The 23,697-nt window shown below is 43.1% G+C and carries 22 protein-coding genes and 1 pseudogene; 18 read left to right on the top strand and 5 right to left on the bottom strand.

All coding sequences use genetic code 11. From position 1 onward, the window contains the following. Positions 1 to 168 precede the first annotated feature (168 nt). Positions 169 to 2,181, top strand: a complete 2,013-nt coding sequence (locus IM485_RS13615) for a GspE/PulE family protein (RefSeq protein ID WP_104396082.1) — start codon at positions 169 to 171, stop codon at positions 2,179 to 2,181. A gap of 16 nt (positions 2,182 to 2,197) precedes the next feature. Here IM485_RS13615 and IM485_RS13610 read toward each other — a convergent pair whose 3' ends face one another. After that, complete coding sequence (locus IM485_RS13610) at positions 2,198 to 2,332, bottom strand: hypothetical protein (protein WP_287743724.1); 135 nt, start codon at positions 2,330 to 2,332, stop codon at positions 2,198 to 2,200. A 60-nt stretch (positions 2,333 to 2,392) separates the two neighbouring features. Between IM485_RS13610 and IM485_RS13605 the strand changes: the two genes are divergently transcribed. Further along, positions 2,393 to 3,499, top strand: a complete 1,107-nt coding sequence (locus IM485_RS13605) for a type IV pilus twitching motility protein PilT (RefSeq protein WP_104396083.1) — start codon at positions 2,393 to 2,395, stop codon at positions 3,497 to 3,499. A gap of 140 nt (positions 3,500 to 3,639) precedes the next feature. Beyond that, a complete protein-coding gene (locus IM485_RS13600) occupies positions 3,640 to 4,854 on the top strand; it encodes a type II secretion system F family protein (protein WP_104396084.1) in 1,215 nt (404 codons plus the stop codon). A 398-nt stretch (positions 4,855 to 5,252) separates the two neighbouring features. Here IM485_RS13600 and IM485_RS13595 read toward each other — a convergent pair whose 3' ends face one another. Beyond that, complete coding sequence (locus IM485_RS13595; protein WP_104396085.1) at positions 5,253 to 7,823, bottom strand: TIGR03960 family B12-binding radical SAM protein; 2,571 nt, start codon at positions 7,821 to 7,823, stop codon at positions 5,253 to 5,255. A gap of 184 nt (positions 7,824 to 8,007) precedes the next feature. Between IM485_RS13595 and IM485_RS13590 the strand changes: the two genes are divergently transcribed. The 4 genes from IM485_RS13590 to IM485_RS13575 all read left to right on the top strand — a co-directional run bounded on the left by IM485_RS13590 (position 8,008) and on the right by IM485_RS13575 (position 11,857). Then, the gene (locus IM485_RS13590; protein ID WP_287661157.1) at positions 8,008 to 8,790 is read left to right on the top strand and encodes an ABC transporter ATP-binding protein; all 783 of its coding nucleotides are present in this window, start codon (positions 8,008 to 8,010) and stop codon (positions 8,788 to 8,790) included. A gap of 46 nt (positions 8,791 to 8,836) precedes the next feature. Continuing rightward, positions 8,837 to 10,171 carry an MlaD family protein gene (locus tag IM485_RS13585; RefSeq protein WP_287743717.1) on the top strand — a complete coding sequence of 445 codons (1,335 nt, stop codon included), beginning with the start codon at positions 8,837 to 8,839 and terminating at the stop codon, positions 10,169 to 10,171. A gap of 93 nt (positions 10,172 to 10,264) precedes the next feature. Beyond that, a complete protein-coding gene (wecB, locus tag IM485_RS13580; protein ID WP_194016565.1) occupies positions 10,265 to 11,368 on the top strand; it encodes a non-hydrolyzing UDP-N-acetylglucosamine 2-epimerase in 1,104 nt (367 codons plus the stop codon). 3 nt (positions 11,369 to 11,371) lie between these two features. Further along, positions 11,372 to 11,857: a crossover junction endodeoxyribonuclease RuvC gene (locus IM485_RS13575; RefSeq protein WP_002763127.1), complete on the top strand. Its 486-nt coding sequence runs from the start codon at positions 11,372 to 11,374 to the stop codon at positions 11,855 to 11,857. A 52-nt stretch (positions 11,858 to 11,909) separates the two neighbouring features. On the opposite strand, the gene secF is transcribed toward IM485_RS13575, so the two are convergent. From secF to IM485_RS13560, 3 genes are all read right to left on the bottom strand, one after another. Then, complete coding sequence (secF, locus tag IM485_RS13570; RefSeq protein ID WP_104396091.1) at positions 11,910 to 12,842, bottom strand: protein translocase subunit SecF; 933 nt, start codon at positions 12,840 to 12,842, stop codon at positions 11,910 to 11,912. 174 nt (positions 12,843 to 13,016) lie between these two features. Next, positions 13,017 to 14,423 (bottom strand): protein translocase subunit SecD, encoded by a 1,407-nt coding sequence (gene secD / locus IM485_RS13565; RefSeq protein WP_287743713.1) that lies wholly within the window; start codon positions 14,421 to 14,423, stop codon positions 13,017 to 13,019. Positions 14,424 to 14,449: 26 nt separating this feature from the next. Next, positions 14,450 to 15,433: an alpha-ketoacid dehydrogenase subunit beta gene (locus IM485_RS13560; RefSeq protein WP_002742584.1), complete on the bottom strand. Its 984-nt coding sequence runs from the start codon at positions 15,431 to 15,433 to the stop codon at positions 14,450 to 14,452. Between the two features lie 488 nt (positions 15,434 to 15,921). On the opposite strand from IM485_RS13560, the gene IM485_RS13555 reads away from it, so the two are divergent. From IM485_RS13555 to IM485_RS13505, 11 genes and pseudogenes are all read left to right on the top strand, one after another. Then, positions 15,922 to 17,490: a YcjF family protein gene (locus tag IM485_RS13555; protein WP_287743711.1), complete on the top strand. Its 1,569-nt coding sequence runs from the start codon at positions 15,922 to 15,924 to the stop codon at positions 17,488 to 17,490. Positions 17,491 to 17,570: 80 nt separating this feature from the next. Continuing rightward, positions 17,571 to 18,167, top strand: a complete 597-nt coding sequence (gene yqeK, locus IM485_RS13550; RefSeq protein ID WP_287743709.1) for a bis(5'-nucleosyl)-tetraphosphatase (symmetrical) YqeK — start codon at positions 17,571 to 17,573, stop codon at positions 18,165 to 18,167. A 55-nt stretch (positions 18,168 to 18,222) separates the two neighbouring features. Next, entirely contained in the window at positions 18,223 to 18,627 is a 405-nt protein-coding gene (rsfS, locus tag IM485_RS13545; protein ID WP_002739249.1) for a ribosome silencing factor, read from the top strand. Between the two features lie 5 nt (positions 18,628 to 18,632). Further along, entirely contained in the window at positions 18,633 to 19,136 is a 504-nt protein-coding gene (locus IM485_RS13540) for a CGLD27 family protein (protein WP_002752122.1), read from the top strand. Positions 19,137 to 19,158: 22 nt separating this feature from the next. Further along, positions 19,159 to 20,112: an asparaginase gene (locus IM485_RS13535; RefSeq protein WP_194016309.1), complete on the top strand. Its 954-nt coding sequence runs from the start codon at positions 19,159 to 19,161 to the stop codon at positions 20,110 to 20,112. A 400-nt stretch (positions 20,113 to 20,512) separates the two neighbouring features. After that, complete coding sequence (dapB, locus tag IM485_RS13530) at positions 20,513 to 21,343, top strand: 4-hydroxy-tetrahydrodipicolinate reductase (RefSeq protein ID WP_002739420.1); 831 nt, start codon at positions 20,513 to 20,515, stop codon at positions 21,341 to 21,343. Between the two features lie 68 nt (positions 21,344 to 21,411). Further along, positions 21,412 to 21,534 (top strand): hypothetical protein, encoded by a 123-nt coding sequence (locus IM485_RS13525; RefSeq protein ID WP_272948716.1) that lies wholly within the window; start codon positions 21,412 to 21,414, stop codon positions 21,532 to 21,534. Then, a complete protein-coding gene (locus tag IM485_RS13520; RefSeq protein WP_287743706.1) occupies positions 21,535 to 22,368 on the top strand; it encodes an Rpn family recombination-promoting nuclease/putative transposase in 834 nt (277 codons plus the stop codon). 15 nt (positions 22,369 to 22,383) lie between these two features. Beyond that, a pseudogene (locus tag IM485_RS23020) lies at positions 22,384 to 22,449 on the top strand (DUF4351 domain-containing protein); the annotation flags it as partial. Between the two features lie 51 nt (positions 22,450 to 22,500). Then, positions 22,501 to 22,737 carry a DUF4351 domain-containing protein gene (locus IM485_RS13510; protein WP_287743703.1) on the top strand — a complete coding sequence of 79 codons (237 nt, stop codon included), beginning with the start codon at positions 22,501 to 22,503 and terminating at the stop codon, positions 22,735 to 22,737. An 80-nt stretch (positions 22,738 to 22,817) separates the two neighbouring features. Further along, positions 22,818 to 23,636: an Rpn family recombination-promoting nuclease/putative transposase gene (locus IM485_RS13505; protein ID WP_287743701.1), complete on the top strand. Its 819-nt coding sequence runs from the start codon at positions 22,818 to 22,820 to the stop codon at positions 23,634 to 23,636. Positions 23,637 to 23,697 lie beyond the last annotated feature (61 nt).

Raw genomic sequence — 23,697 nt, 5'->3', positions numbered from 1 at the left:
TAATAATCAAGGTTTAACCATTAATGTAACATTTTGTGGACAAGATCCGTAACTAGATATAATCGCCCCCGATAGATAATCAGTGATCTAGAAAAATTTTTGCTAGAATGCAGTTTTCTAAGTAAAATTGGGAAGATTAAAGGGTAGTGGAGAGGTTAGGAATCGTCTATGACATTTTCTTCCAAGAAAACCCGTGCTGTTGCCCTACGCAATTACTTTTCCCCCTTTGGTAACAAGTTGGTGCAGTCGGGCTATATCGGTGCCGAGCAAATGCAACAGGCCCTGGTGGAAACACGGAAATCGGGACGATCGCTAGTAGAAATATTACAAAAACTAACCGGGCGGCCTTTGCCCCCGGATTTACAGCGACAGTATAAGAAAAACCAGTTATTTGAACTAAAAATTCTCTACGGAGTCGAATCCCTCGACCCCGAATTGAGCGATGTGGATGGACTAGAAATAGCCAGGCTGATCGATTCTTTGATTCCGATCGATCTTTGTCGTCGCTATCGTCTCATCCCTCTGCGTCGAATCGAAGGAGAGCCGGCTTCAATTTTGATAGCCATGGTCGATCCCGACAACCTAGAGGCTACGGACGATATTAATCGTATTCTCCGCCCCAGGGAGTTAGGTTTACAGCGTTTAGTGATTACCAGCGAAGATTACGAAAGATTACTGGAAAAATTCCACTGGGCCCAACCGGAACTAGAAAAGGAAAAAGCCAGACTCGAAAAAGAAAAAGAACTGGAAAAACTCTCGGATCTCACCGATATTGTCGCCAGTATTGAGGTGGTCTCTGGTGCTGACGATGAAGTGGCCGATGATCTCGGAGAAGGAGACGCTAATCAAGCCCCCGTCATCAACCTGGTCAATAAAATTCTAGCTAAAGCCCTACAGGAAGGGACTTCCGATATTCACATCGAACCCCAGGACGAATTCCTGAAAATTCGCTTTCGCAAAGATGGAGTTCTTCATCAAGCTTTTGACCCACTGCCGAAAAGAATTACCCCGGCGGTCACTGCCCGTTTTAAAATCATGGCCGATCTCGATATCGCCGAACGTCGTCTTCCCCAAGATGGTAAAATTCGGCGGATTTATCAAGGGCGGAAAGTGGATTTTCGGGTTAATACCCTGCCCAGTCGCTACGGGGAAAAAGTCTGTTTACGGATTCTCGATAACTCCTCTACCCAGTTGGGTTTAGATAAACTAATCACCGATCAAAAGACCCTGCAAATCGTCCGGGACCTGGCCAGTCATCCTTTTGGTCTGTTGCTGGTGACAGGCCCCACCGGTTCGGGGAAATCCACCACTTTATACTCGGTGTTAGCGGAAAGAAATGACCCTGGGGTCAATATCAGTACCGTCGAAGATCCGATCGAATATTCTCTACCGGGCATCACCCAGGTGCAGGTAATTCGCGAAAAAGGCATGGATTTCGCCTCGATTCTGCGGGCCTTCATGCGACAAGACCCGGATGTGATTCTGGTGGGAGAAACTAGGGACAAGGAAACGGCTAAAACAGCGATCGAGGCCGCCTTAACTGGTCACTTGGTCTTAACTACCCTACACACCAACGATGCCGCAGGTGCGATCGCTCGTCTCGATGAGATGGGGGTTGAAACGTTTATGATTTCTGGTTCTCTGTTGGGAATTTTGGCCCAGCGTCTGGTGCGGCGCGTCTGTACCGAGTGTCGAGTCGCCTATCACCCCACCCAAGAGGAATTGGCCCGTTTTGGTCTTTCCGCTGCCAATGAACAGGAAGTGACCTTTTATAAGGCTAATACCCTGACCATAGCGGAAATTCAACAGGCGCGAAGACAGGGTAATCTCTGCGTTAAGTGTAACGGCAGCGGTTATAAAGGTCGCATCGGTGTGTATGAGGTGATGCAGAATAGTGAACGACTACAGCAATTAATTAACCAAGGGGCAACCACCGATCGCATTAAGGAGGCGGCCGTCGATGAGGGTATGATGACACTCCTAGCCTACAGTTTAAATCTGGTGCGCGAGGGTTACACCACCCTCGAAGAGGTGGAACGGGTGACATTTAGTGATTCTGGTCTGGAAGCGGAATTAAAAGCTAAACGGAAAAGCGGTTTAATCTGTAGTGGTTGTCGCGCCGAACTACAACCAGAATGGCTCGATTGTCCCTATTGTATGAAACCACGATTTAGTTATTAAGATAGTTTTTCAGTGATCAGTGATCGGGGAACTCTGGAACAGGCAAAAGTATTATGAATTTGTCTCCTGACGGAAAAGAGGGTGTAGGGTGTGGGGTGTGGGGTGTAGGGAAAGAAACCTCTTTCACCTGTGGGGGTGAAAATTTTTTCATCGGGACTGGCTCCTATCCCCTTTTCAGTTTTTACTTTATACGATAAATGGAGTTTAACTTATGGAATTAATGATCGAAGATTTAATGGAACAATTGGTCGAGATGGGCGGTTCCGATATGCACATTCAGTCCCGTGCGCCGGTCTATTTTCGCATTAGTGGCAAACTCATCCCGGTTAATGAAGAATCTTTAACACCGCAAGATTGTCAGAAATTGATTTTTAGTATGCTCAATAATACTCAAATAAAAGAGTTAGAGCAGAATTGGGAATTAGACTGTTCATACGGGGTGAAAGGATTAGCAAGATTTAGGATCAATGTGTATAAAGAAAGGGGAGCTTATGCAGCTTGTTTACGCGCTTTGTCATCTAAAATTCCTAACTTTGAACAATTAAATTTACCAGAAGTGATCCGAGAATTATCGGAAAGACCGAGGGGATTAATTCTCGTAACTGGACAAACAGGTTCAGGTAAAACTACCACTTTAGCATCAATTTTAGACTTAATTAATCGGACTAGGTCTGAACACATTTTGACTGTAGAAGACCCAATCGAATACGTTTTTCCTAATATAAAAAGCCTGTTTCACCAACGACAAAAAGGAGAAGATACCAAGAGTTTTGCTAACGCATTAAGAGCTGCTTTACGAGAAGATCCTGATATTATCCTTGTGGGAGAAATGCGGGATTTAGAAACAATTAGTTTGGCAATTACGGCGGCGGAAACCGGTCACTTAGTCTTCGGAACCCTACACACTAGCTCGGCAGCGGGAACAGTGGATCGGATCATTGACGTTTTCCCCTCTAACCAACAGTCACAAATTCGCGCCATGTTATCCAATTCTTTACTAGCAGTTTTTAGTCAAAACCTAGTCAAGAAAAAAAATCCTAAACCGGGGGAATTTGGCCGGGCAATGGTACAGGAAATCATGGTGGTAACTCCAGCGATCGCTAACCTAATTCGCGAAGGAAAAGCCCCCCAAGTTTACTCAGCAATTCAAACGGGGATGAAGTTAGGAATGCAAACTATGGAACAGGGATTAGCTAATTTAGTTGTTAGCGGTGTTATATCCTTTGAAGAGGCAATTTCTAAAAGTAGTAAACCCGATGAATTACAACGTCTTGTCGCCGGATCTGGTGCTAACGCCAAAACTAAAGCCTGGATTTAATAACAAATCCTGTGTAAAAGGGATAGGAGAGTGGGAAGTGGGAAGTTTTTTCAGTGAACTGATAACTGATAACTGATAACTGATAACTGATAACTGATAACTGATAACTGATAACTGATAACTGATAACTGATTTGTACTATGCCTACTTTTGTCGCACAAGTTAAAAGCAGCTCTGGAAAAGTTTTCCAAAAGAAAGTTGAAGCTATGTCTCCCGATCATGCCCGAATGATGCTGAAGGCAAAATATGCTGCCGTCGGTAAAGTTAAAAAAGCGGGAGGAGAGATCGATCTTTCTAGTTTAGAGTTGATATTTGCCAGCATTTCCATCAAAGATAAAGCGGTTTTTTCCCGTCAATTTTCGGTAATGATTAATGCTGGTGTGCCGATTGTGAGATGTTTAGGAGTTTTGGCGGATCAATCCAGTAATCCCAAGATGAGAAAAGCACTACAAGCGATTAGTGCCGACGTACAGCAAGGGAGTCCGTTATCGCAAGCGATGGCCAAACATACTGAATGTTTTGATGAACTTTATGTCAGTATGATCGAAGCTGGAGAGACGGGGGGGGTACTCGATGAAGTGCTGCTCCGTCTCTCGAAACTTTTGGAAGATATGGCCCGCTTGAAAAACCAGATTAAATCAGCGATGACCTATCCAGTAGCAGTGGGAATTTTGGCGGTAATTGTGTTTTTCGGGATGACAATCTTTTTAATTCCCGTGTTTGCGAAAATTTTCACCGATTTGAAGGTGCCACTACCAGCTTTAACGCAATTTATGCTCTTTTTAAGTGGTGTGATGCGTAGTTGGTTAATTTTAATTCCGATTGTCACCATTGCTGCCACAGTTTTTTTACTGCGTCGCTATTACAAAACCCCGATGGGTCGTCTGCAAATTGACTGGTTTTTCCTTAAAATGCCCCTTTTTGGCGATTTGAATGAAAAATCGGCTGTGGCTAGATTTTGCCGGGTTTTTGGGACTCTGATGCGTTCTGGTGTCCCGATTTTGAGTTCCCTTGATATAGTTTGTAATACGGTGGGTAATCAGGTAATTGCTAATACGATCGCTGGTGCTAAGGAGGAAATTCAGCAGGGGGGAATGATGAGTTTGGCCCTACAAAAAGCCAATGTTTTCCCAGCTTTGGCCATTCAAATGATTAGTATTGGTGAGGAAACGGGAGAATTAGATGCCATGATGATGAAAGTGGCGGATTTCTACGAAGATGAGGTGGAACAGGCCGTTAAAGCTTTAACCAGTATCATTGAACCCTTGATGATGGTTGCTGTTGCGGGAATGGTGGGAATTATTCTTCTCTCTATGTACCTGCCTATGTTTAAAATCTTCGATGCCTTGGGATAAGTTTATCAGTGATCAGTTATCAGTTATCAGTGACTATTGCCGGTAGCTTGAAATCAGCCAGATTTTAATTTTCATCTCCTTTTATTTGATTAGGTGAATCTGTGTCTTAGGAAACTTGGTTCTTCCGAACTTACACTGTAGAAAATTCCTCAAGCTCCCTCTCTGCCCAGCAATGCTCTAAAGTTGATAATTATCAATCTAACAAAAACTCAAAGCCTTAGTATACAAGCTTTACAAGCACAAGTTGTTGATAGTTTTACATGACAGGTTCGATAGAGCCGGAAACTTTTGGTTGTTCAAAATTACCGGCCAGCTTTGGTTGATGATTCCTTGGAATTAGTCGATCAAGATTAGCTGACTCTCTGGGGTTAGAGCATAAAGGGAACAATTTACGATGGTTAAGCTCCTAAAATCAAACGCTGACGATGAAAATTAAGCAGCGAAATCTCTTGGCCAGAAACCCTTTCTAACATCTCGACGATATGATCGGGCTGCAGTAAAGTGCCATCATTGCGACAACTGCCCACATAGCACAAAACGGCTTGTTTGTCAACAGTTTTTAACTCTAATTCATATAATTGTTCTCGCAGATTAATCGTGACTTTTTTGCCGGATTTGGTGGTTTTTTCCCGTTCCATCACCGTTGCTTGCTTAATTGCCTCGATCCAATTTTGCCACTGTTGACAGTCAATTCCCTCACTATTAAAAGTGAGCAAATACTCGGCTTTTTCCAACAAACGGGTGGCAGCAGGAGCATTTAAGGGAATTTCTTCCACCTGATAAACCGGCAAATCTGCGGGTAATTGTGCGGTTAACTGCTGTTTAAACGTCTCTAAATCCATCACTTTTGTCAATTCAAAATCGACAATCTCACCGCTACTGGTTGCTCCCAAGGATAAAGCATTGGCGATCGAAATGCGCGGACCGGGGTGAAATCCACCGGTAAAGGAAATGGGAATAGCAGCGCGACGGACGACGCGATCAAATAAACGCACGAGATCCAAGTGGCTAACTAGGGCTATTTCGCCAATTTTGCCAAACCAAACCCGAATTCTTTGGGTGCGTTCTTGATTGGGTTGAAAATGTCCGGCAAAAGCGGGAATCGCAGGCGCTTCAATGACGATATTATGGCCAAAATCGACGCTACAAACGCCACAATGGGAACAACCCTCAAAAGAACAATCGGGAACCGTTGCCGCGTCTAGAGCGCGTTTTAAGTCCTCCTCTAGCCATTTTTTATCGATACCAGTATCCAGATGATCCCAGGGCAAAGGACGCTCTAAAATATCTTTGTCTGTATCGGCAAAAATATTCCATTCTCCCTGTTCTACCTGACGATATTTCCAAGTTAAACCGGATTCTTCGATCGCCTGTGACCATGCTTGATAGGCTTTTTCCGTATTATCCCACCAAGCATCCATCCCGGCTCCCAATTGCCAAGCGCGCAGCACCACTTTCCCTAAACTTCTGTCACCGCGACCGATAAAATCTTCCATGGCCGAGATGCGGACATCGGTATAATTGACTTTTACCCCTCTCATGCCTTGGAATTCCTGTCTTAGTAACTCCTGTTTGCGGATAAATTCGGCCGTGGAGACGGAATGCCACTGGAAGGGGGTATGGGGTTTAGGCGTAAAATTAGAGATAGTTAGGGTAAAATCGAGGGGTTTCCGCTTTGGTAAACGACATTCCCGACGCAACCAACGCAGGGTTTCCGCGATACCAATCACATCCACATCGGTTTCCCCCGGCAAACCAATCATAAAATAGAGTTTGACCTTATCCCAACCCTGTTCGACAGCAGTTTTTATCCCTCTGAGTAATTCTTCGTTGGTTAACCCTTTGTTAATCACATCGCGCATTCGTTGGGTTCCCGCTTCCGGTGCAAAGGTTAAACCCGATTGACGATTGCCCCCAATTATGTTAGCAATATTTTCGTCAAAGCGATCGACTCTTTGACTGGGTAAGGATAGAGATATATTCTCATTCTGGAGACGGTTTTTAATCTCCATACCCACGGCAGGTAACGCTAGATAATCGGAGCAACTGAGAGATAATAGAGAAAATTCATTATATCCCGTCGCTCGCATTCCTTTTTCAATCGATTCGATTACTGCTTCCGGTTGCACATCCCGCGCAGGACGGGTTAACATCCCCGGTTGACAAAAACGACATCCCCGAGTGCAACCGCGACGAATTTCCACCACTAGGCGATCATGGACTGTTTCGACGAAGGGAACTAAACCGATAGAATAGGCTGGGATAGGAGTGGCTACCCGGCGTAAAATTCTTTGCGGTACATCGTCACGATTGGGGATAACTGCACCGATTGGGGTGACATCGTAGAAACGCGGCACATATACCCCCGGAATTTGGGCTAAATCTAGCAATAGTTCTTCTTTGCTTAGATTAGCTAGTTTACCTTCTTCTAAAATTAAACCGATTTCTGGCAATAATTCTTCGCCATCACCGAGGGCGATAAAATCAAAAAAGTCGGCGTAGGGTTCGGGGTTAGAGGTGGCAGTTTGTCCCCCGGCAAAAATTAGCGGATAGTTACCCGAGTCTCTTGCTCTCCAAGTCAAGGGAATTGCCGCTAGGTCGAGCATTTCTAAAATATTGGTGGCTCCTAGCTCATAACTGAGACTAAAACCCAGAATATCAAAATCTGTGAGGCAACGACGGGATTCTAGGGCAAATAAGGGGGTTTTTGTCTGTTTGAGTTTTTGGGCTAAATCCGGTGCGGGTAAATAAGTGCGATCGCAGAGTTGGCGAGGTTGTGCATTGAGGATATTGTAGAGGATAATATGGCCGAGGTTAGATGCCCCCACTTCGTACACTTCCGGATAGGTTAACACCCAACGAACCACAGCACTTGCCCATTCTTTATGTTTAGCGCCTAACTCGTTGCCCAAATAACGCGCTGGTCGAAAAATGTCGGGGGTAAGCAGTTGGTCTAAAGCAATAGTCACGGCAATCTACCTCAGATATCGTCAGCAATGGGTGCTTTTCTACTATAGCAGCCAGAATCGAGTCAGTTATCAGTTATCAGTTATCAGAGTTCAGTTCACTGATTACTGTTTACTGTTCACTGAAAATACTTCCCACTTCCCCATCTCCCTAAAATTCCAGAGGTTATAAGATAATTAAGCGACGATGAAAGAACCGTTAATTGAATTGAGAGGAGTATCGAAAAGATTCGGGGATAATGTTATTCTCGATGGTTTAGATTTAACCATTTATCGAGGGGAGGCCCTGGTAATTATCGGTCCGTCGGGAACGGGAAAATCGACGGTTTTACGGTTAATTGCGGGATTAACGGGGATAAATGCGGGAGAAATTCGTATTAAAGGCCAATTGCGTCAGGGATTGCTAGAAGATGGTCGAGAAGCGATGCGAACTTCCTTGGTTTTTCAACAAACGGCCCTGTTTGATTCTCTCACCGTCGGGGAAAATGTCGGTTTTTATCTCTATGAACAAACTAATTTAAAAAAAGCCAGAATTAGGGAATTAGTGGAAAAAAGCCTGGAAATGGTCGGTTTACAGGGAATTAGTAACCTTTATCCTTCGGAACTATCGGGGGGAATGCGTAAACGGGTGGCTTTTGCCCGCGCTATTATCACTAATCCCGATAATCCCGCCGATAATCCCGAATTATTGCTGTATGATGAACCTACCGCCGGATTAGACCCGATAGCTTCCACAATTATCGAGGATCTAGTGCGGACTCTCCATGAAAAATCAGGGTCTGCGAACACTTATGTGATGGTTTCTCACCAACAAAGTACCATCCGACGCACCGCCGATCGAGTAGTATTTCTCTATCAGGGAAAAGTGCAATGGCAGGGAGTAGTGGCAGATATCGATCGTACCGATCATCCCATGATCCGACAATTTTTTAGCGCCAGCATTGAAGGCCCGATTAGGACAATCGTTTAAGCTAGATTAAGCTAAATTAAGAACTATCGAGAATGAGAGAAAAATCATGCAGAGTTCGCGAGCTTTACGGGAAGGAAGACTAGGTTTGTTTGCTCTAGGCGGATTATTGGTCTTTGGGGCGCTCGCTATCTGGGTTCGCGGGGGAGGATTTGGTCAAAGAACCTATCAATTAATCTTCGAGTTTGCCGACGTGGAAGGGTTACAAGTCGGGGCGCCGGTACGTTTTCGCGGGGTGAGAGTGGGAAGAATTACGAGTTTTATCCCGGGAAGCAATCAAGTGGAAGTTATTGCCGAAATCGCTTCTGCTACTTTAGTTATGCCTAGGAAGGTAACTGTTACTACCAATCTTTCCGGATTAATTGGGGAGGCAGCCATCGATATCACTCCCTTAGTTTCTCTAAGTGCTGAGGCCAAAAATCTCGACCCTCTGAGTCCCGACTGTGATCAACTGTTAATTCTCTGTAATAATACTCGTTTACAGGGGACAACAGGAACACAATTAATGTCTAGTGTTGGTCGTTTAGTGGATACTTTTACCAGTCCTGAATTTGTGGGTAATCTCAATGATGTCACCAAAAATACCGCTATAGCAGCTCAAAAAATCGCCCGTTTATCCGATGATACCTCCCAGACTATCCGTAATGCCCAAAGAGAAATCTCTCGTCTATCTTTGGAATTAGCTACCACCAGTCGCTCGGTGACTAATACGGCTAATAATGCCTCCCGTTTTATCAATACTTTAGATAATACCGTTCAGGAAAACCGCAGTCAAATCAGCAGAACTTTTCAACAATCTTCCCAATTAGTCGCTAATCTTAATGCTGTTCTCAGCGAAAATCGGGGACAAATTGTTAATACTCTCGATAATCTTAATCAAGCTAGTTTAGGTATTGGCAGTCTCGCTAATAATCTCAATAATACCGCCCTGAGGTTGAATGCTGGTTTAGATGAAATTGATACTAAACAAGTCATGCAAAATATCGAGACGATTTTGAATAATGCGGTGGAGACATCGAATAATTTACGAGAAATTACTAAAACTATTAACGATCCTGCTACAATAGTCCTGCTGCAAAAAACTCTCGAATCCGCTAGGGTGACTTTTGAAAATACTCAAAAAATCACCTCCGATATCGATGATTTAATCGGTGATCCCCAATTTCGCGAGAATTTAAGACGTTTAATTGATGGCTTAAGTAATCTGCTTTCTTCTGGGGAACAATTAGAATATAATTTGCGTATCGCTCAAACTTTAGATACCATGACTCAAGAGTTAGCTAAACAAAAAGTTTTGACCATCTCTCGACCTTCTTTAAATCCTCAGCAAATGCAACTCTATCCCCCAGTTATCGTTCAACAAACCCCCACTGGTGAAAAATGACAAGACAGCACAATTCAAGCGATTTGCAGTGATCAGTAATCAGTGAACTGATAACTGATAACTGATAACTGATAACTGATAACTGATAATAATATGTTGAAATCAATTTGTATTACCCTTGGAACCCGTCCCGAAGCGATTAAATTAGCTCCCGTTATTCGTGCTTTTCAAGAATCGGAAAAGTTTCAAACCCATGTAATTCTTACGGGACAGCATAAAGAAATGGTAGCGCAGGTGATGGAATTATTTGCTTTAAAAGCAGATGAAAATCTCGATATTATGCAAACCCGTCAAACTTTAACTGATATTACTTGCCGCAGTTTACGGGGTTTAGAAACAGTTTTTGAGCGTATAAAACCAGATTTAATTATTGTGCAAGGTGATACTACTACCGCTTTTGCTGCTGCTTTAGCGGCTTTTTATCAACAAATTCCTATCGCCCATGTAGAGGCAGGATTAAGAACTAATGATATCTATAATCCCTATCCCGAAGAAGCTAATCGTCGCCTAATTTCTCAACTGACTACTCTACATTTTGCTCCCACTACTTTAGCCGTAGAAAACTTACAAAAATCTGGGGTGACGGGAAATATTCACCACACCGGTAATACAGTTATTGATGCTTTATTAACCGTAGCCCAAACCGCCCCAGAATGTCAAATTGCGGGCTTAAATTGGTCAGATTATCGGGTTTTATTAGCCACGGTTCACCGCCGGGAAAATTGGGGCGAACCCTTACAGGATATTATCAAAGGATTCACTTTGTTATTAGAAAAATATGCCGATATAGCCCTATTATTACCCCTGCATCGCAATCCCACCGTCCGAGAACCAATTCAGTCCGCTTTGGGCAATCATCCCAGGGTATTTTTAACTGAACCTCTCGATTATGCCGAGTTAGTGGGCGCGATTCAACGCTGTTATTTATTATTAACTGATTCTGGGGGCATTCAAGAAGAAGCCCCTAGTTTAGGAAAACCGGTTTTAGTATTGCGAGAAACCACGGAAAGACCGGAAGCAGTGCAAGCGGGAACAGCGAAATTAATTGGGACTAATCCCGAGCAAATTTTAGCACAAGCGGGAGAATTATTAAGGGATAAAATCGCCTATGATCGTATGGCTAATGCAATTAATCCTTTTGGAGATGGACAAGCATCCCAAAGAATCCTCGAAATCGTCCAAGATTTTTTGGCTTAATCTATGACTACTTGGTTGGGTATCGACCCCGGATTAGCGATTGTCGGTTGGGCTATTCTCCGGGATAATAGTGAGTTAATGCCGATTTTAGTCGATTATGGCACGATCGAAACTTCTAAAAATCTTTCTACTGCCCAGCGTTTGATCGAAATTGAACGGGATTTAAAGGAGTTAATCGCAGAATATAAACCGGGGGAAATTGCCGTAGAAATGCCCTTTTTTAACCGGCAAATCAAGGCAGCTGGTGGAGTCCTGCAAGCATTGGGAATTATCAATCTAGTTAGTTGTCGCGATGGGGGAATTGAACCGATTTTCCTCCATCAAGCTAGTTGGAAATGTCATCTGGGCCATGGTAGGGCCACTAAAGCTGAGGTGGCCGAACAAATTAAGTATTTATTCGGATTGACAAAAATGCCTATTAATGATGCTGTAGATGCTATAGCGATCGCCTATGCTGCTTTCAGTGGCGTTCGCAATCAAATCTCTTGAAGCAATTTGACGAAATCGGTCAAAAAATTTAGCTGACAACTAAAAGCCATTTTTAAGCTTGCAATATCTTAGTTCGATGGGAACGACCGCGCCACCAAGCTAGTAGGGTACTAGCGATAAAAATACTCGAATAGGCCCCGGCTACAAAGCCAATAATTAAAGCTAGGGCAAAATATTTTAAGGTGCTGCCACCAAAGAGAAAAATCGCCACCAGAGGCAATAAAGTGGTCAGGGTGGTATTAATCGAACGAGTTAGGGTTTGACTCACCGCGTTATCGACAATTTCATCCACGGATAATTCGGGGGTATTGACAAAATTTTCCCGGACGCGATCATAAATTACCACCGTATCATTAACAGAAAAGCCCACAATTGTCAAGAGGGAAACCAAAAATAAACTATCCACTTCTACCCCCGCAATTAAGCCTAAAACCGCAAAGACCCCTAAAGTGATCAAAACGTCGTGCAGCAGGGCGACAATGGCAAAAAAAGCGTAATCCCGTTGAAAACGGAAGCTGAGATAGACGGCAATGCCAAAAAATGACACTAATAAAGCTAAAAATCCCGACCTAAATAATTCTTGACCGATGGTGGGCCCGACGGTATCGATTTGACCGGTTTCGGGGTCAAAGGTGCCAATTTTCTGATTTAAGGTGTCGAGTAATTTTGTTCTCTGTTCTTCTGCTAGGGTTTTAGTCCGCACCGATAAAGTATATTTATCCAATACCTGCACACTACTGTTACCCAATCCTTCCTCTTCTAAAATTGCTTGCACTTCGGCAGTGGTTAAAGCTTTCTCACAGGTATTCTTTTTGGCACAGGCTAATTCTATCTGAATTCTCGTGCCACCAACAAAATCTAAACTCGGTCGCAAAGGCGCTTGAATAGTGAACCAAGAAATTACCATGGCTAAAATACTACCAATCGTCAGCAGGGCCGAGACTGTCCACCAAAAATTACGCTGTTTTGTAACGTTAAATGCCATATCGATTAAGTAACAAGGAACAAAGGAGACAGGAGTAGGGATATTTTTCAGTTATCAGTAAGCAGTAATCAGTGGGGGAATAACTGGTAACTGATAACCGATTAACACTGTTAACTTAAAACTCCAATCTGATAACTGGTAACTGATAACTGATAACTGATAACTGATAACTGATTATTGGTTTACCGGTAAATTAGGGCAGAAAAGTTGCGGTTTTTGACGGACGCTGGGGACGTTTAACACGGTGATTAACAGGAGAGTACGACTACAGGTTAAAGCGGTAAACATACTCACAGCTACCCCAATGGCTAAAGTTAAAGCAAAACCCTTGACTAATCCTGAACCCAACCAAAATAGGGCAGCACAGGCGATTAAAGTAGTGACATTACTATCGAGAATACTGGAAAAAGCCCGGTAAAATCCCGACTCTACTGCCCGAAATAGGGATTTTCCGGCCCTTAATTCCTCCCGGGTACGCTCAAAAATCAGTACATTTGCATCAACTGCCATGCCGATACTGAGGATAAATCCGGCAATACCGGGTAACGTCATGGTGACTCCCACTAAGGCAAAAGCCCCCAAAGAGAGAATAGTATAGATAATCAGGGAAACATCGGCAATAATCCCGGGTAAACGGTAATAAACCGCCATGAAGATTAAAACTAACAGTAAACCCACTAAACCGGCGTAGATACTGCGACGGATGCTGTCCTGGCCTAAAGTTGCCCCGACGGTGCGAATTTCTTCCACTTTAACGGGGAAAGGTAGGGAACCACCGCGCAATTGAATCGCTAGATCGTTGGCAGTTTCGGCGGTAAAATTACCAGTAATCACAGCCCGGCCTCCCGTGATTCCCGTTTGGGCAAACTGCACATCAACCACAGGGGCGCTAATTAATTCATTATCAAGGAAAATGCCAATACTGCGACCAGTACCCGCGATCGCTTTAGTCAGTTCGGCGAATTTACTGCCCCCTTCCGAATCGAAAGTAATCGCCACTTCCCAGTTAGTGCCTTGAGTGGAACTAATAGTGGCATTTTGCAGATTTTTTCCGGTTAAGTCCACCGACTCAAATAAATTTAAAATTGCCTCTTTAGATTTTTGCAGAGATTGTTCTAGTTCGGCAATTTTAGCGGCATTTTCGGGTTTATTCTCGGCTTTAAGGGCGGCTAATTCCACTTTTTTTTGTTGAAAAATCGAGTATTCAGCCCGAAATTCTCCTTCTGTACCTTGTTTTTGCTGACGAAATTCTAATTGGGCCTGAACATTTAAGTTTCTCTCCGCTTCTTTGGGATTTGTGACCCCTGGTAGTTGCACGATTACCTGATTTTTACTGTCCACAGTCTGCACTAATGATTCAGAAACACCGAGGGCATTAACGCGATTTTCAATCACATTTTGTACGGCTTTTAAATCATTAGGTTGAATGGTTGTCACGGTTTCCGTGGGTTTAACCTGAATGGTTAATTGACTACCACCGCGCAGGTCCAAACCTAATTGTAGGGGTAACTTAATCAGGATAAAGATCGAGGCAACAACCAGGCCGATGATCAGTAACAATAACCAATTTTGTCTCTGCATAACTTCAGTATCAAAAGGAGAATTTTTTAAATGCGATCACCGACCATTTTTTGGACAGCTTCGACAATTTGATTAGGTTGAATAATCGTCAATCTTTCTAGATTACCGTTATAAGGTGTGGGGATATCTTGGGAAGATAATCTTAACACGGGGGCATCTAATTCATCGAATAACTGCTCGTTAATTAAAGCAATTAACTCGGAAGCAATTCCCGCAGTTTTCATACATTCTTCCACGATAATCACCCTGTGAGTCTTGCGAATCGAAGCGGCAATCGTCTCCATATCAAAGGGTTTCAGGGAAATTAAATCGATAATTTCTGGATCATAGCCATCTTTTTCTAACTGTTTTAATGCCTGTAAACAGTGATGACGCATCCGCGAATAGGTGAGAATAGTTATATCTTCTCCCTTGCGAACGATTTCCGCCTTATCGAGGGGTAAAAGATACTCGCTATCAGGTAAATTTTCCTTGAGATTATAGAGAAGAACGTGTTCAAAGAAAAGCACGGGGTTATTATCTCTAATCGCCGATTTTAATAAACCTTTGGCATTGTAGGGAGTGGAACAAGCGACAATTTTTAGGCCAGGTACTGCGTGAAAATAGGCCTCTAAACGTTGGGAATGTTCCGCCCCTAATTGTCTCCCCACACCCCCCGGACCGCGGATAACCATGGGGATTTTAAAATTACCGCCGGAGGTATAACGTAACATCCCAGCATTGTTGGCAATTTGGTTAAAGGCAAGCAGAAGAAAACCCATATTCATGCCTTCAATAATCGGACGCAATCCCGTCATGGCTGCCCCCACTGCCATGCCCGTAAAACTATTTTCAGCGATGGGAGTATCTAAAACCCTTAAATCGCCATATTTTTTGTAGAGATCTTTGGTAACTTTGTAGGAACCACCGTAATGACCCACATCTTCACCCAAAACAAATACTGTCTGGTCGCGGCCCATTTCCTCATCGATCGCCTGTCGCAAAGCATTAAATAATAGGGTTTCTGCCATATCAAGTCCCCGCTTACAATTCGGTCATCTTATCACTAAACTTATTATCTTACCCCTTTTCTGGCCCGAGGGAATAGGAAGTGGGGAAGTGGGGAGAAGGGAGAATAAATAAAAAGCTATCCCCTGACCCCTGAATACGGCTGCATCTCACATTTGCAGGAATACCGACAATCAGCAATTATCAGTGACTCTTAGATGACGACAAATGTATCAGCTGCTGCCTGTAAGCATCCCACCGAAAAACTAATGCGCGGGGGGTTGTTTGGGGGGTAGAACCCCCCAAAAGCCGGGATTGAGCGATAAAATCGCAAGTAACGCCCAATTTGAGCAGAGAGTTTCCCTTTAAAAATCCCAACTTAGTAGATTTACAGAAATTGGCTGATGAATAAAAACAATTATGACTATAGATAATAGTCTATTCTAGTTCCCGACAATCGGCCGGCAAAGAACTAAGATCAAGATTAAGGAACCCCCTACCGTTAAAGCTGATGAAATTACCCCGTCTTGCCACTTTAATCATTGGTCTGAGCTTTATTTTCGGATTAATGTTGTGGTTAGTCAACTCTATCTATCGTCTTTACATCCAGATCGCCTTTACCGCTCCTATCTTAGCTAATATTCTGCTTTTGCTGATTATCGGACTGCTGGGCTTGCTGATCTACGTTCTTCTGTACTACTTTTATCTGCTGCCCCAGCAGCAAAAAAGTCGCCGCGGATTGCGTTCTTCCTCCCGTCCACCCCTAAAATTACCAGTAGAAAAAACCGAGGCCGCCGGGGAAACCTTAAAAGCTATCCGGCAACAAGTGGAGCAAATTCAAGATAAAGTAACTCAACAGGTTTTTATTAATCGTTCCCAAGAAATTGAGCGAAGTTTAGCCAGAAAAGAAGTTAAAATCATTGTTTTCGGCACAGGATCGGCGGGAAAAACCTCCCTAATTAACGCCCTCATCGGTCAAATGGTGGGCAATGTGGAGGCAACCATGGGAACCACGGAAAAAGGGGAAACCTATAGTTTAAAAATGAAAGGTGTGAATCGGGAAATTCAAATTACCGATACCCCCGGCATTCTCGAAATTGGTGCGGCCGGAGGTCAAAGGGAACAGTTAGCGCGACAATTAGCCACGGAAGCAGATTTACTTTTATTTGTCATCGATAACGATATTCGACAATCGGAATACGGCCCTTTATTGGGTTTAATTGATATTGGTAAACGTTCTCTCTTAGTCTTTAATAAAATCGATCTCTATAGCGACGAAGATCGAGACATTATTTTAAAACAATTACGAGAACGTCTTAAAGGAGTTGTCCTTTCAGCCGATATTATTGCCGTCGCCGCTAATCCCCAACCAGTACAGTTAACCGGTGGACAAATCATCACACCGGAACCAGATATTTTAGCTTTAATTAAACGTTTGGCTTCAGTTTTACGGGCCGAAGGGGAGGATTTAGTGGCGGATAATATCCTCTTACAATCCCAAAGATTAGGAGAAGAAGCTAGGAAAATTATCGATCGCCAACGTCGTCGCCAAGCTGATAAAATTATCGATCGCTATCAGTGGATCGGTGCGGGAGTGATTGCTGTGACTCCCTTACCAGTGTTCGATCTGTTAGCAACGGCGGCGGTTAATGCTCAAATGGTCAGGGAAATTGGTCAAGTTTATGGCTGTGAAATTAACAGCGATCGAGGTAAGGAATTGGCTCTATCTTTGGGTAAAACTCTAGTTAGTTTGGGAGTAGTGAAAGGAGCAGTAGAATTATTAGCCAGAATCCTACAGTTAAATTTTACTACCTATATAGTCGGGAAGGCAATTCAAGGGGTCAGTGCCGCCTATTTAACCCGCATTGCTGGCAAAAGTTTTATTGAATATTTCCGTCAGGATCAAGACTGGGGTGATGGTGGTATGACGGAAGTGGTACAAAGACAATTTCAACTTAGTCGCAAGGAAGAATTTATTAAGTCTTTTGTGGCCGATGCGATCGGTAAAGTGGTACAACCTTTTCAGGATGATTGGCAGCAAGAAGAAGTTTTAGAAGCTACTCGTGAGGATGATTGGTAAAGATCGAACCTTGAAGCAATAGGCAAAATTGTATAGTAATTGTTACAATCGTTTTGGGGTTCCACAAGGGCAAAAAAAAGATGCGACAGCAAGTTATCGACTGGTTAAAAGAAAACGTCAACGAACACCGTCTGCGCCATATTCTTGGTGTGGAGACCATGTGTATTGATTTAGCTCGTCATCACAATCTCGATCCCGTCCAAGCAGGGCAAGCTGGGTTAATGCACGATCTGGCTAAATTTTTCAAGCCCAAAAAACTGCTAAAAATGGCAGAATCGGCGGGAATAGAGGTGGATAATATCTGTTTATCCCATCCCCACTTACTCCACGCCGATGTCAGTGCAGTTGTCGCCCAAAAAGAATTTAACGTTACCGATGAGGAAATTCTCGAAGCAATTCGCAATCATACCCTCGGTAAACCCAATATGAGCGATCTTAGCTGTATAGTCTTTATTGCCGATGCCTTGGAACCCAATCGCGGCGATACACCCGAATTAAACGCCCTACGACAACTCAGCTATCAAAATCTCCATAAAAGCGTTCAACAAACCTGCGATTATTCCCTAAAATATCTTTTAAGTAGCCATTGTCCCATTCATCCCCGCACCGTGCTAACCCGCAACTGGGCGTTACAAATTGTTAAAGAACAACTAACAGAAACTAAAACCATTGATTAACATAATCTCAAGACTCGCTTAAAACCACCTCAGCCAAAGGATAACCACAACCTGAATGACCAATCCCACTGGAATTATTACCCCTGTCGCCGAAAATCTCAAGACCGAAAATTTTCTAGAGACAATTGTTACCGCTGCCGAGGACAAGAAAGCAGGGGACATCGCCATCCTGAAAGTCGCCGATATCTGTTATTTAACCGATTATTTTCTGATTATTACCGGCTATTCTACCACTCAAGTGCGAGCGATCGAGGATGCGATCGAAGCCGCTATGGAACTAGAATGGCAACAATCCCCCCGACAAGTGGAAGGAAAAAGCGAAGGTAGCTGGATCCTGATGGATTATGGCGATATCATTGTTCATATCTTTTTACCAAAAGAGCGGGAATTTTATAATTTAGAAGCATTTTGGGGTCATGCTCAACGGATTCCTCTACCTAGCGACCATTTGGAGGAGTAGAATCCATGAAATCCTCCCTTGATTTCTGTCCCGTCCCGGAAGAACAGCAGCCGGTGAACGAGTACGAACAATTAAAAGAATCTTGGTTTTTCCGTTGGGCGACGCTAGATGTAGCCTCTTATACAAAAAAAATTGTCTGGTTATGGTTGTGGACATGGTTAATTGTCGGACCGATTGCCGCCGCTAGTTTTCCCCTCAAAAAAGCCCCTTTTCTCTTCTTCTGTGCGGGGATTTTTGGCTCGACAATTTTGGTAGGATTGGTGTTATTGCGCTTGTATTTAGGCTGGATCTACGTCTATGACCGCTTGCAATCGGAGAAAGTATTTTATGAGGAGTCGGGCTGGTATGATGGCCAAATCTGGACAAAAACCGCCGCCATTTTAACCCGCGATCGTTTAATCGTCTCCTATCAAATCCAGCCCATTCTCCGCCGTTTACAAAAAACCGCCCTGATTTTAGGGGCAATTGTCGCTATCAGTGGTCTTTTCTGGCTATTTTTCACTCACTAACCGCAACCAATCACCAATCTGAATGAATAGGGTAAAACGTTCACCAACCCACCGCTTAGAAATTCATCTCCTCCGGGAAGGTATTATTGAATCGGTTCATAATGTCGAGGCCGCTATTTGCGATGACCGCGGCCGGGTATTATCCACCGCCGGCAGCGCCGAAACTAGCGCCTTTATTCGTTCGGCCCTGAAACCTTTTCAAGCACTGGCTGTCATCAGTACCGGCACCCTCGAACGCTACGATCTCAACGATAAGGATCTAGCCATTATCTGTAGTTCTCACCAAGGCACGGTGGAACACGCCCGTCAAGTCTTTAATATTCTCTGGCGTGCCGATATCGATCCCAATGCCCTGCAATGTCCCCTCCCCGAAGGCAAACCCAGTCGCTTGCAGTACAATTGTTCTGGTAAACACGCCGGGATGTTAGCGGTGTGTCAACAGCGTGGCTGGCCGTTAAATAGCTATCTGCGGCGTTCTAGTCAAATACAGAAGCTAATTTTAAGCAAAATTGCCGAATTATTGGGGATGCCGGGAGATGAATTAATCAGCGCCCACGATGACTGCGGTGCGCCCACCTATTCAATGCAGTTGGGGCAAATGGCCCATCTCTACGCCCAGTTAGCCTCTGGCAACCGTTTAGACTTAGAAAGAATCGTCCGGGCGATGACCTATCATCCCCGCATGGTAGCAGGAGAAGGGGCTTTTGATACGGAATTAATGCAGGTTAGCCAAGGGGAAATCGTCAGTAAAGCCGGGGCCGAAGGTATTCAATGTATCGGGCGCGTCGGTGAAGGTTTAGGATTAGCAATTAAAGCCCTAGATGGTTCCAAACGGGCTAAATATGCCGCCGCTTTGCAAATTCTCAAACAGTTAGGCTGGATTACTCCCAATGTGGCCGAATCTCTCTCGGAAAAATTCCTTAAAATCGGCAGTTATACCCGCTTGGAAGTGGTGGGGGAAATGGCTTTATTATAAGTAGGGTCTGCTGAAAAAGTTTGTTGATGGAGTTAGGAGTCAGTAGTCAGGAGTCAGGAGTCGGTCGGGGAAGTCAGAATAACAGAATGACCTCGCGCACTGGGAAGCAGAACCCTTTGTAATCGCCTCCGGAAAGTGCAAGGGTTTTGAGTCTCTCGGAGCGATTTCTCAACCTTTATTTCTGGCACTTTTTTGGCTAAAAAAGTGCCAAAACCGTTTTCTAGTAAGGCTTCCAGTAATTTTCAGCAAGCCCTAAGTAGTGGGTTGACCAAGGGTAACACATCAAAAACTTTTCTTTTTGGTGTGTTAGGGCAGTATTTATATCTTGATTTTTTTCCCTAAAAAACGTTATTACCCATTTACAATCTATAATCGCCATACATAAGGAGAATAATTAATTATGACCGAAAATAGAAACCCGATTCCTGTCGTTGTCAACGGTGCAGCCGGCAAAATGGGACGGGAAGTCATTAAAGCCGTTGCTCGTGCCGACGATATGATCTTAGTGGGTGCAGTGGATCGAAATCCAGCTTTTCGGGGTCAAGATGTGGGAGAAGTGGCCGGTTGTGAACCCCTAGAAGTGCCGATTCTCGACGATTTACAGAGTGTTTTAGTCCTGGCAACTCAGGAAAAAGTGCAGGGGGTGATGGTGGATTTTACCCATCCCGACGGTGTTTATGACAATACCCGCAGTGCGATCGCCTATGGAGTGCGTCCGGTGGTGGGAACTACGGGATTATCGGCGGCACAACTGCAAGATTTAGCCGAATTTGCCGAAAAAGCCAGCACTGGCTGTTTAGTTATCCCCAATTTTTCCATTGGCATGGTTTTACTACAACAGGCTGCCGTGCAAGCATCTCGCTACTTTGATCATGTGGAAATTATCGAACTGCATCACAATCAAAAAGCAGACGCACCCAGTGGCACAGCCATTAAAACCGCCGAATTACTGGCAGAATTGGGTAAAATCTTTAATCCTGCCCAAGTTTCTGAAAAAGAAACCATCCCCGGCGCTAGAGGCGGTTTAACTGCCGAGAACATCCGTATTCATAGCGTGCGTTTACCCGGTTTAATTGCTCACCAGGAAGTAATTTTCGGTTCCCCCGGAGAAATCTATACCCTTCGTCATGATACCAGCGATCGCTCCTGTTATATGCCGGGGGTTCTCCTTTCTATCCGCAAAGTTACTCAGCTGCAATCCCTCGTTTACGGTTTAGAAAAAATCCTCTAAATCGAGATATTTTAGAGAAAAGAGAGGAAAAGGGCAAAGAAGAGAAATCTCGACAAATTGCCCTAAAAATGCTTTTTGCTGGTTTTTCTGTTCCCCGTTTATTGGTTTTAGGATTAACTAGAGAACAAATTGCCCAAGCTTTAGACTTAGAGATTGAACAAGTACCACAAGTCATTGAGGGACAAAATTGAGTGAAAACGGACAGTATTTTCTATCGTCTCTTTCAGACTTTTCCTGAAAGTTTCTTTGATTTGCTCAATCTTCCCCCAGAAACCGTCAATCATTATCAATTTTCCTCCCTAGAAGTTAAACAACTAGCTTTTCGTTTAGATGGGGTCTTTCTTCCCGATAACCTGAATGACCCGATTTACTTTGTTGAGGTACAATTTCAAAAAGATGAACGGTTTTACTCCCGCTTTTTCAGTGAAATATTTCTCTATTTTCATCAAAGCGAGTTAAGCCAGAATTGGCAAGGGGTGATCATTTATCCTCATCGGGAAATTGAAAATAGTCCTAAATCTCGTTATCAAGAATTCTTTGAGTCAGGCCGGGTTAACTGTTATTATCTGAATCAGTTAGATGAGGGAGATTCTCTGGGGGTAAAAGTGTTACAATTAATTGTAGAATCGGAACCAAACACCTTAGCTCAAGGAAAAGAACTGATTCAACAAGTTAGACAACAATTCCAGGAGTCTTTAAAAAGAGAGGACATTCTAGAATTAATCGAGACAATTCTCATTTATAAATTGCCCAAATTAAACCGTAAGGAGATAGAAGCTATGTTTAGTTTAAGTGATTTAAGAGAAACTAAAGTCTATCAGGAAGCTTTAGAGGAAGGCAGAGAAGAAGGAGAATTATCTGCTAAAAAAAGCCTAATTTTGCGTCAGCTAAATTTAAAACTAGGTTCTATTCCTTTAAAGGTAGAACAAAAAATTAAACAATTAAATCCTAATCAACTGGATAATTTAGCTCTTGCGTTGTTGGCGTTTTCGGATTTAGAAGATTTGCAGCAATGGTTAAATTAAAGAAAAAAGCCTTAGATTCAACAATTTAAGCAACAATTTCAGGAGTCTTTAAAAAGAGAGGACATTCTAGAATTAATTGAGACAATTCTCATTTATAAATTGCCCAAATTAAACCGTAAGGAGATAGAAAAAATGTTTAGTTTAAGTGATTTAAGAGAAACTAAAGTCTATCAAGAAGCTTTAGAGGAAGGAGAATTATCCGCTAAAAAAAGCCTAATTTTGCGTCAGCTAAATTTAAAACTAGGTTCTATTCCTTTAAAGGTAGAACAAAAAATTAAACAGTTAAATCCTAATCAACTGGATAATTTAGCTCTTGCTTTATTGGACTTTTCGGATTGGGAAGATTTGCAGCAATGGTTAAATCAATAGGATTAACTCTAGGAGAAATTGCCCAAACTTTAGACTGAGAAATTGAACAAGTAGCACAAGTCATTGAGGGACAAACTTGAGTGAAAACGGACAGTATTTTCTATCGTCTCTTTCAGACTTTTCCTGAAAGTTTCTTTGATTTGCTCAATCTTCCCCCGGAAACCGTCAATCATTATCAATTTTCCTCCCTAGAAGTTAAACAACTAGCTTTTCGTTTAGATGGGGTTTTTCTTCCCGATAACCTCAATGACCCGATTTACTTTGTTGAGGTACAATTTCAAAAAGATGAACGGTTTTACTCGCGCTTTTTTAGTGAAATATTTCTCTATTTTCATCAAAGCGAGTTAAGCCAGAATTGGCAAGGGGTGATCATTTATCCTCATCGGGAAATTGAAAATAGTCCTAAATCTCGTTATCAAGAATTCTTTGAGTCAGGACGGGTTAACTGTTATTATCTGAATCAGTTAGATGAGGGGGATTCTCTGGGGGTAAAAGTGTTACAATTAATTGTGGAATCGGAACAAAATACCTTAGCTCAAGGAAAAAAACTGATTCAACAAGTTAGACAACAATTCCAGGAGTCTTTAAAAAGAGAGGAAATTCTGGAATTAATCGAGATAATTCTCATTTATAAATTGCCCAAATTAAACCGTAAGGAGATTGAAAAAATGTTTAGTTTAAGTGATTTAAGAGAAACTAAAGTCTATCAGGAAGCTTTAGAGGAAGGCCGAGAGGAAGGCAAAGAAGAAGGTAAAGAGGAAGGCAAAGACGAAAAAGCTCGACAAATTGCCCTAAAAATGCTATCTGCTGGCTTTCCTGTCCCAGAAATCGCCCGATTTACCGATTTATCCCCCGCAACCATCGAGCAATTACAAAGACAAAACGCTCACGATGTTTGATAATATTTGTAAATTTATCGCCGAAAACTTCTCCGATGATCTAGCCACTTGGTTGTTGGGT

Origin of the sequence: Microcystis sp. M169S2 (assembly GCF_020245865.1) — a bacterium.
Lineage (GTDB): Bacteria > Cyanobacteriota > Cyanobacteriia > Cyanobacteriales > Microcystaceae > Microcystis > Microcystis ichthyoblabe_A.
The sequence above is the reverse complement of the archived record's forward strand: the minus strand, read 5'-3'. Positions and strand labels throughout refer to the sequence as shown.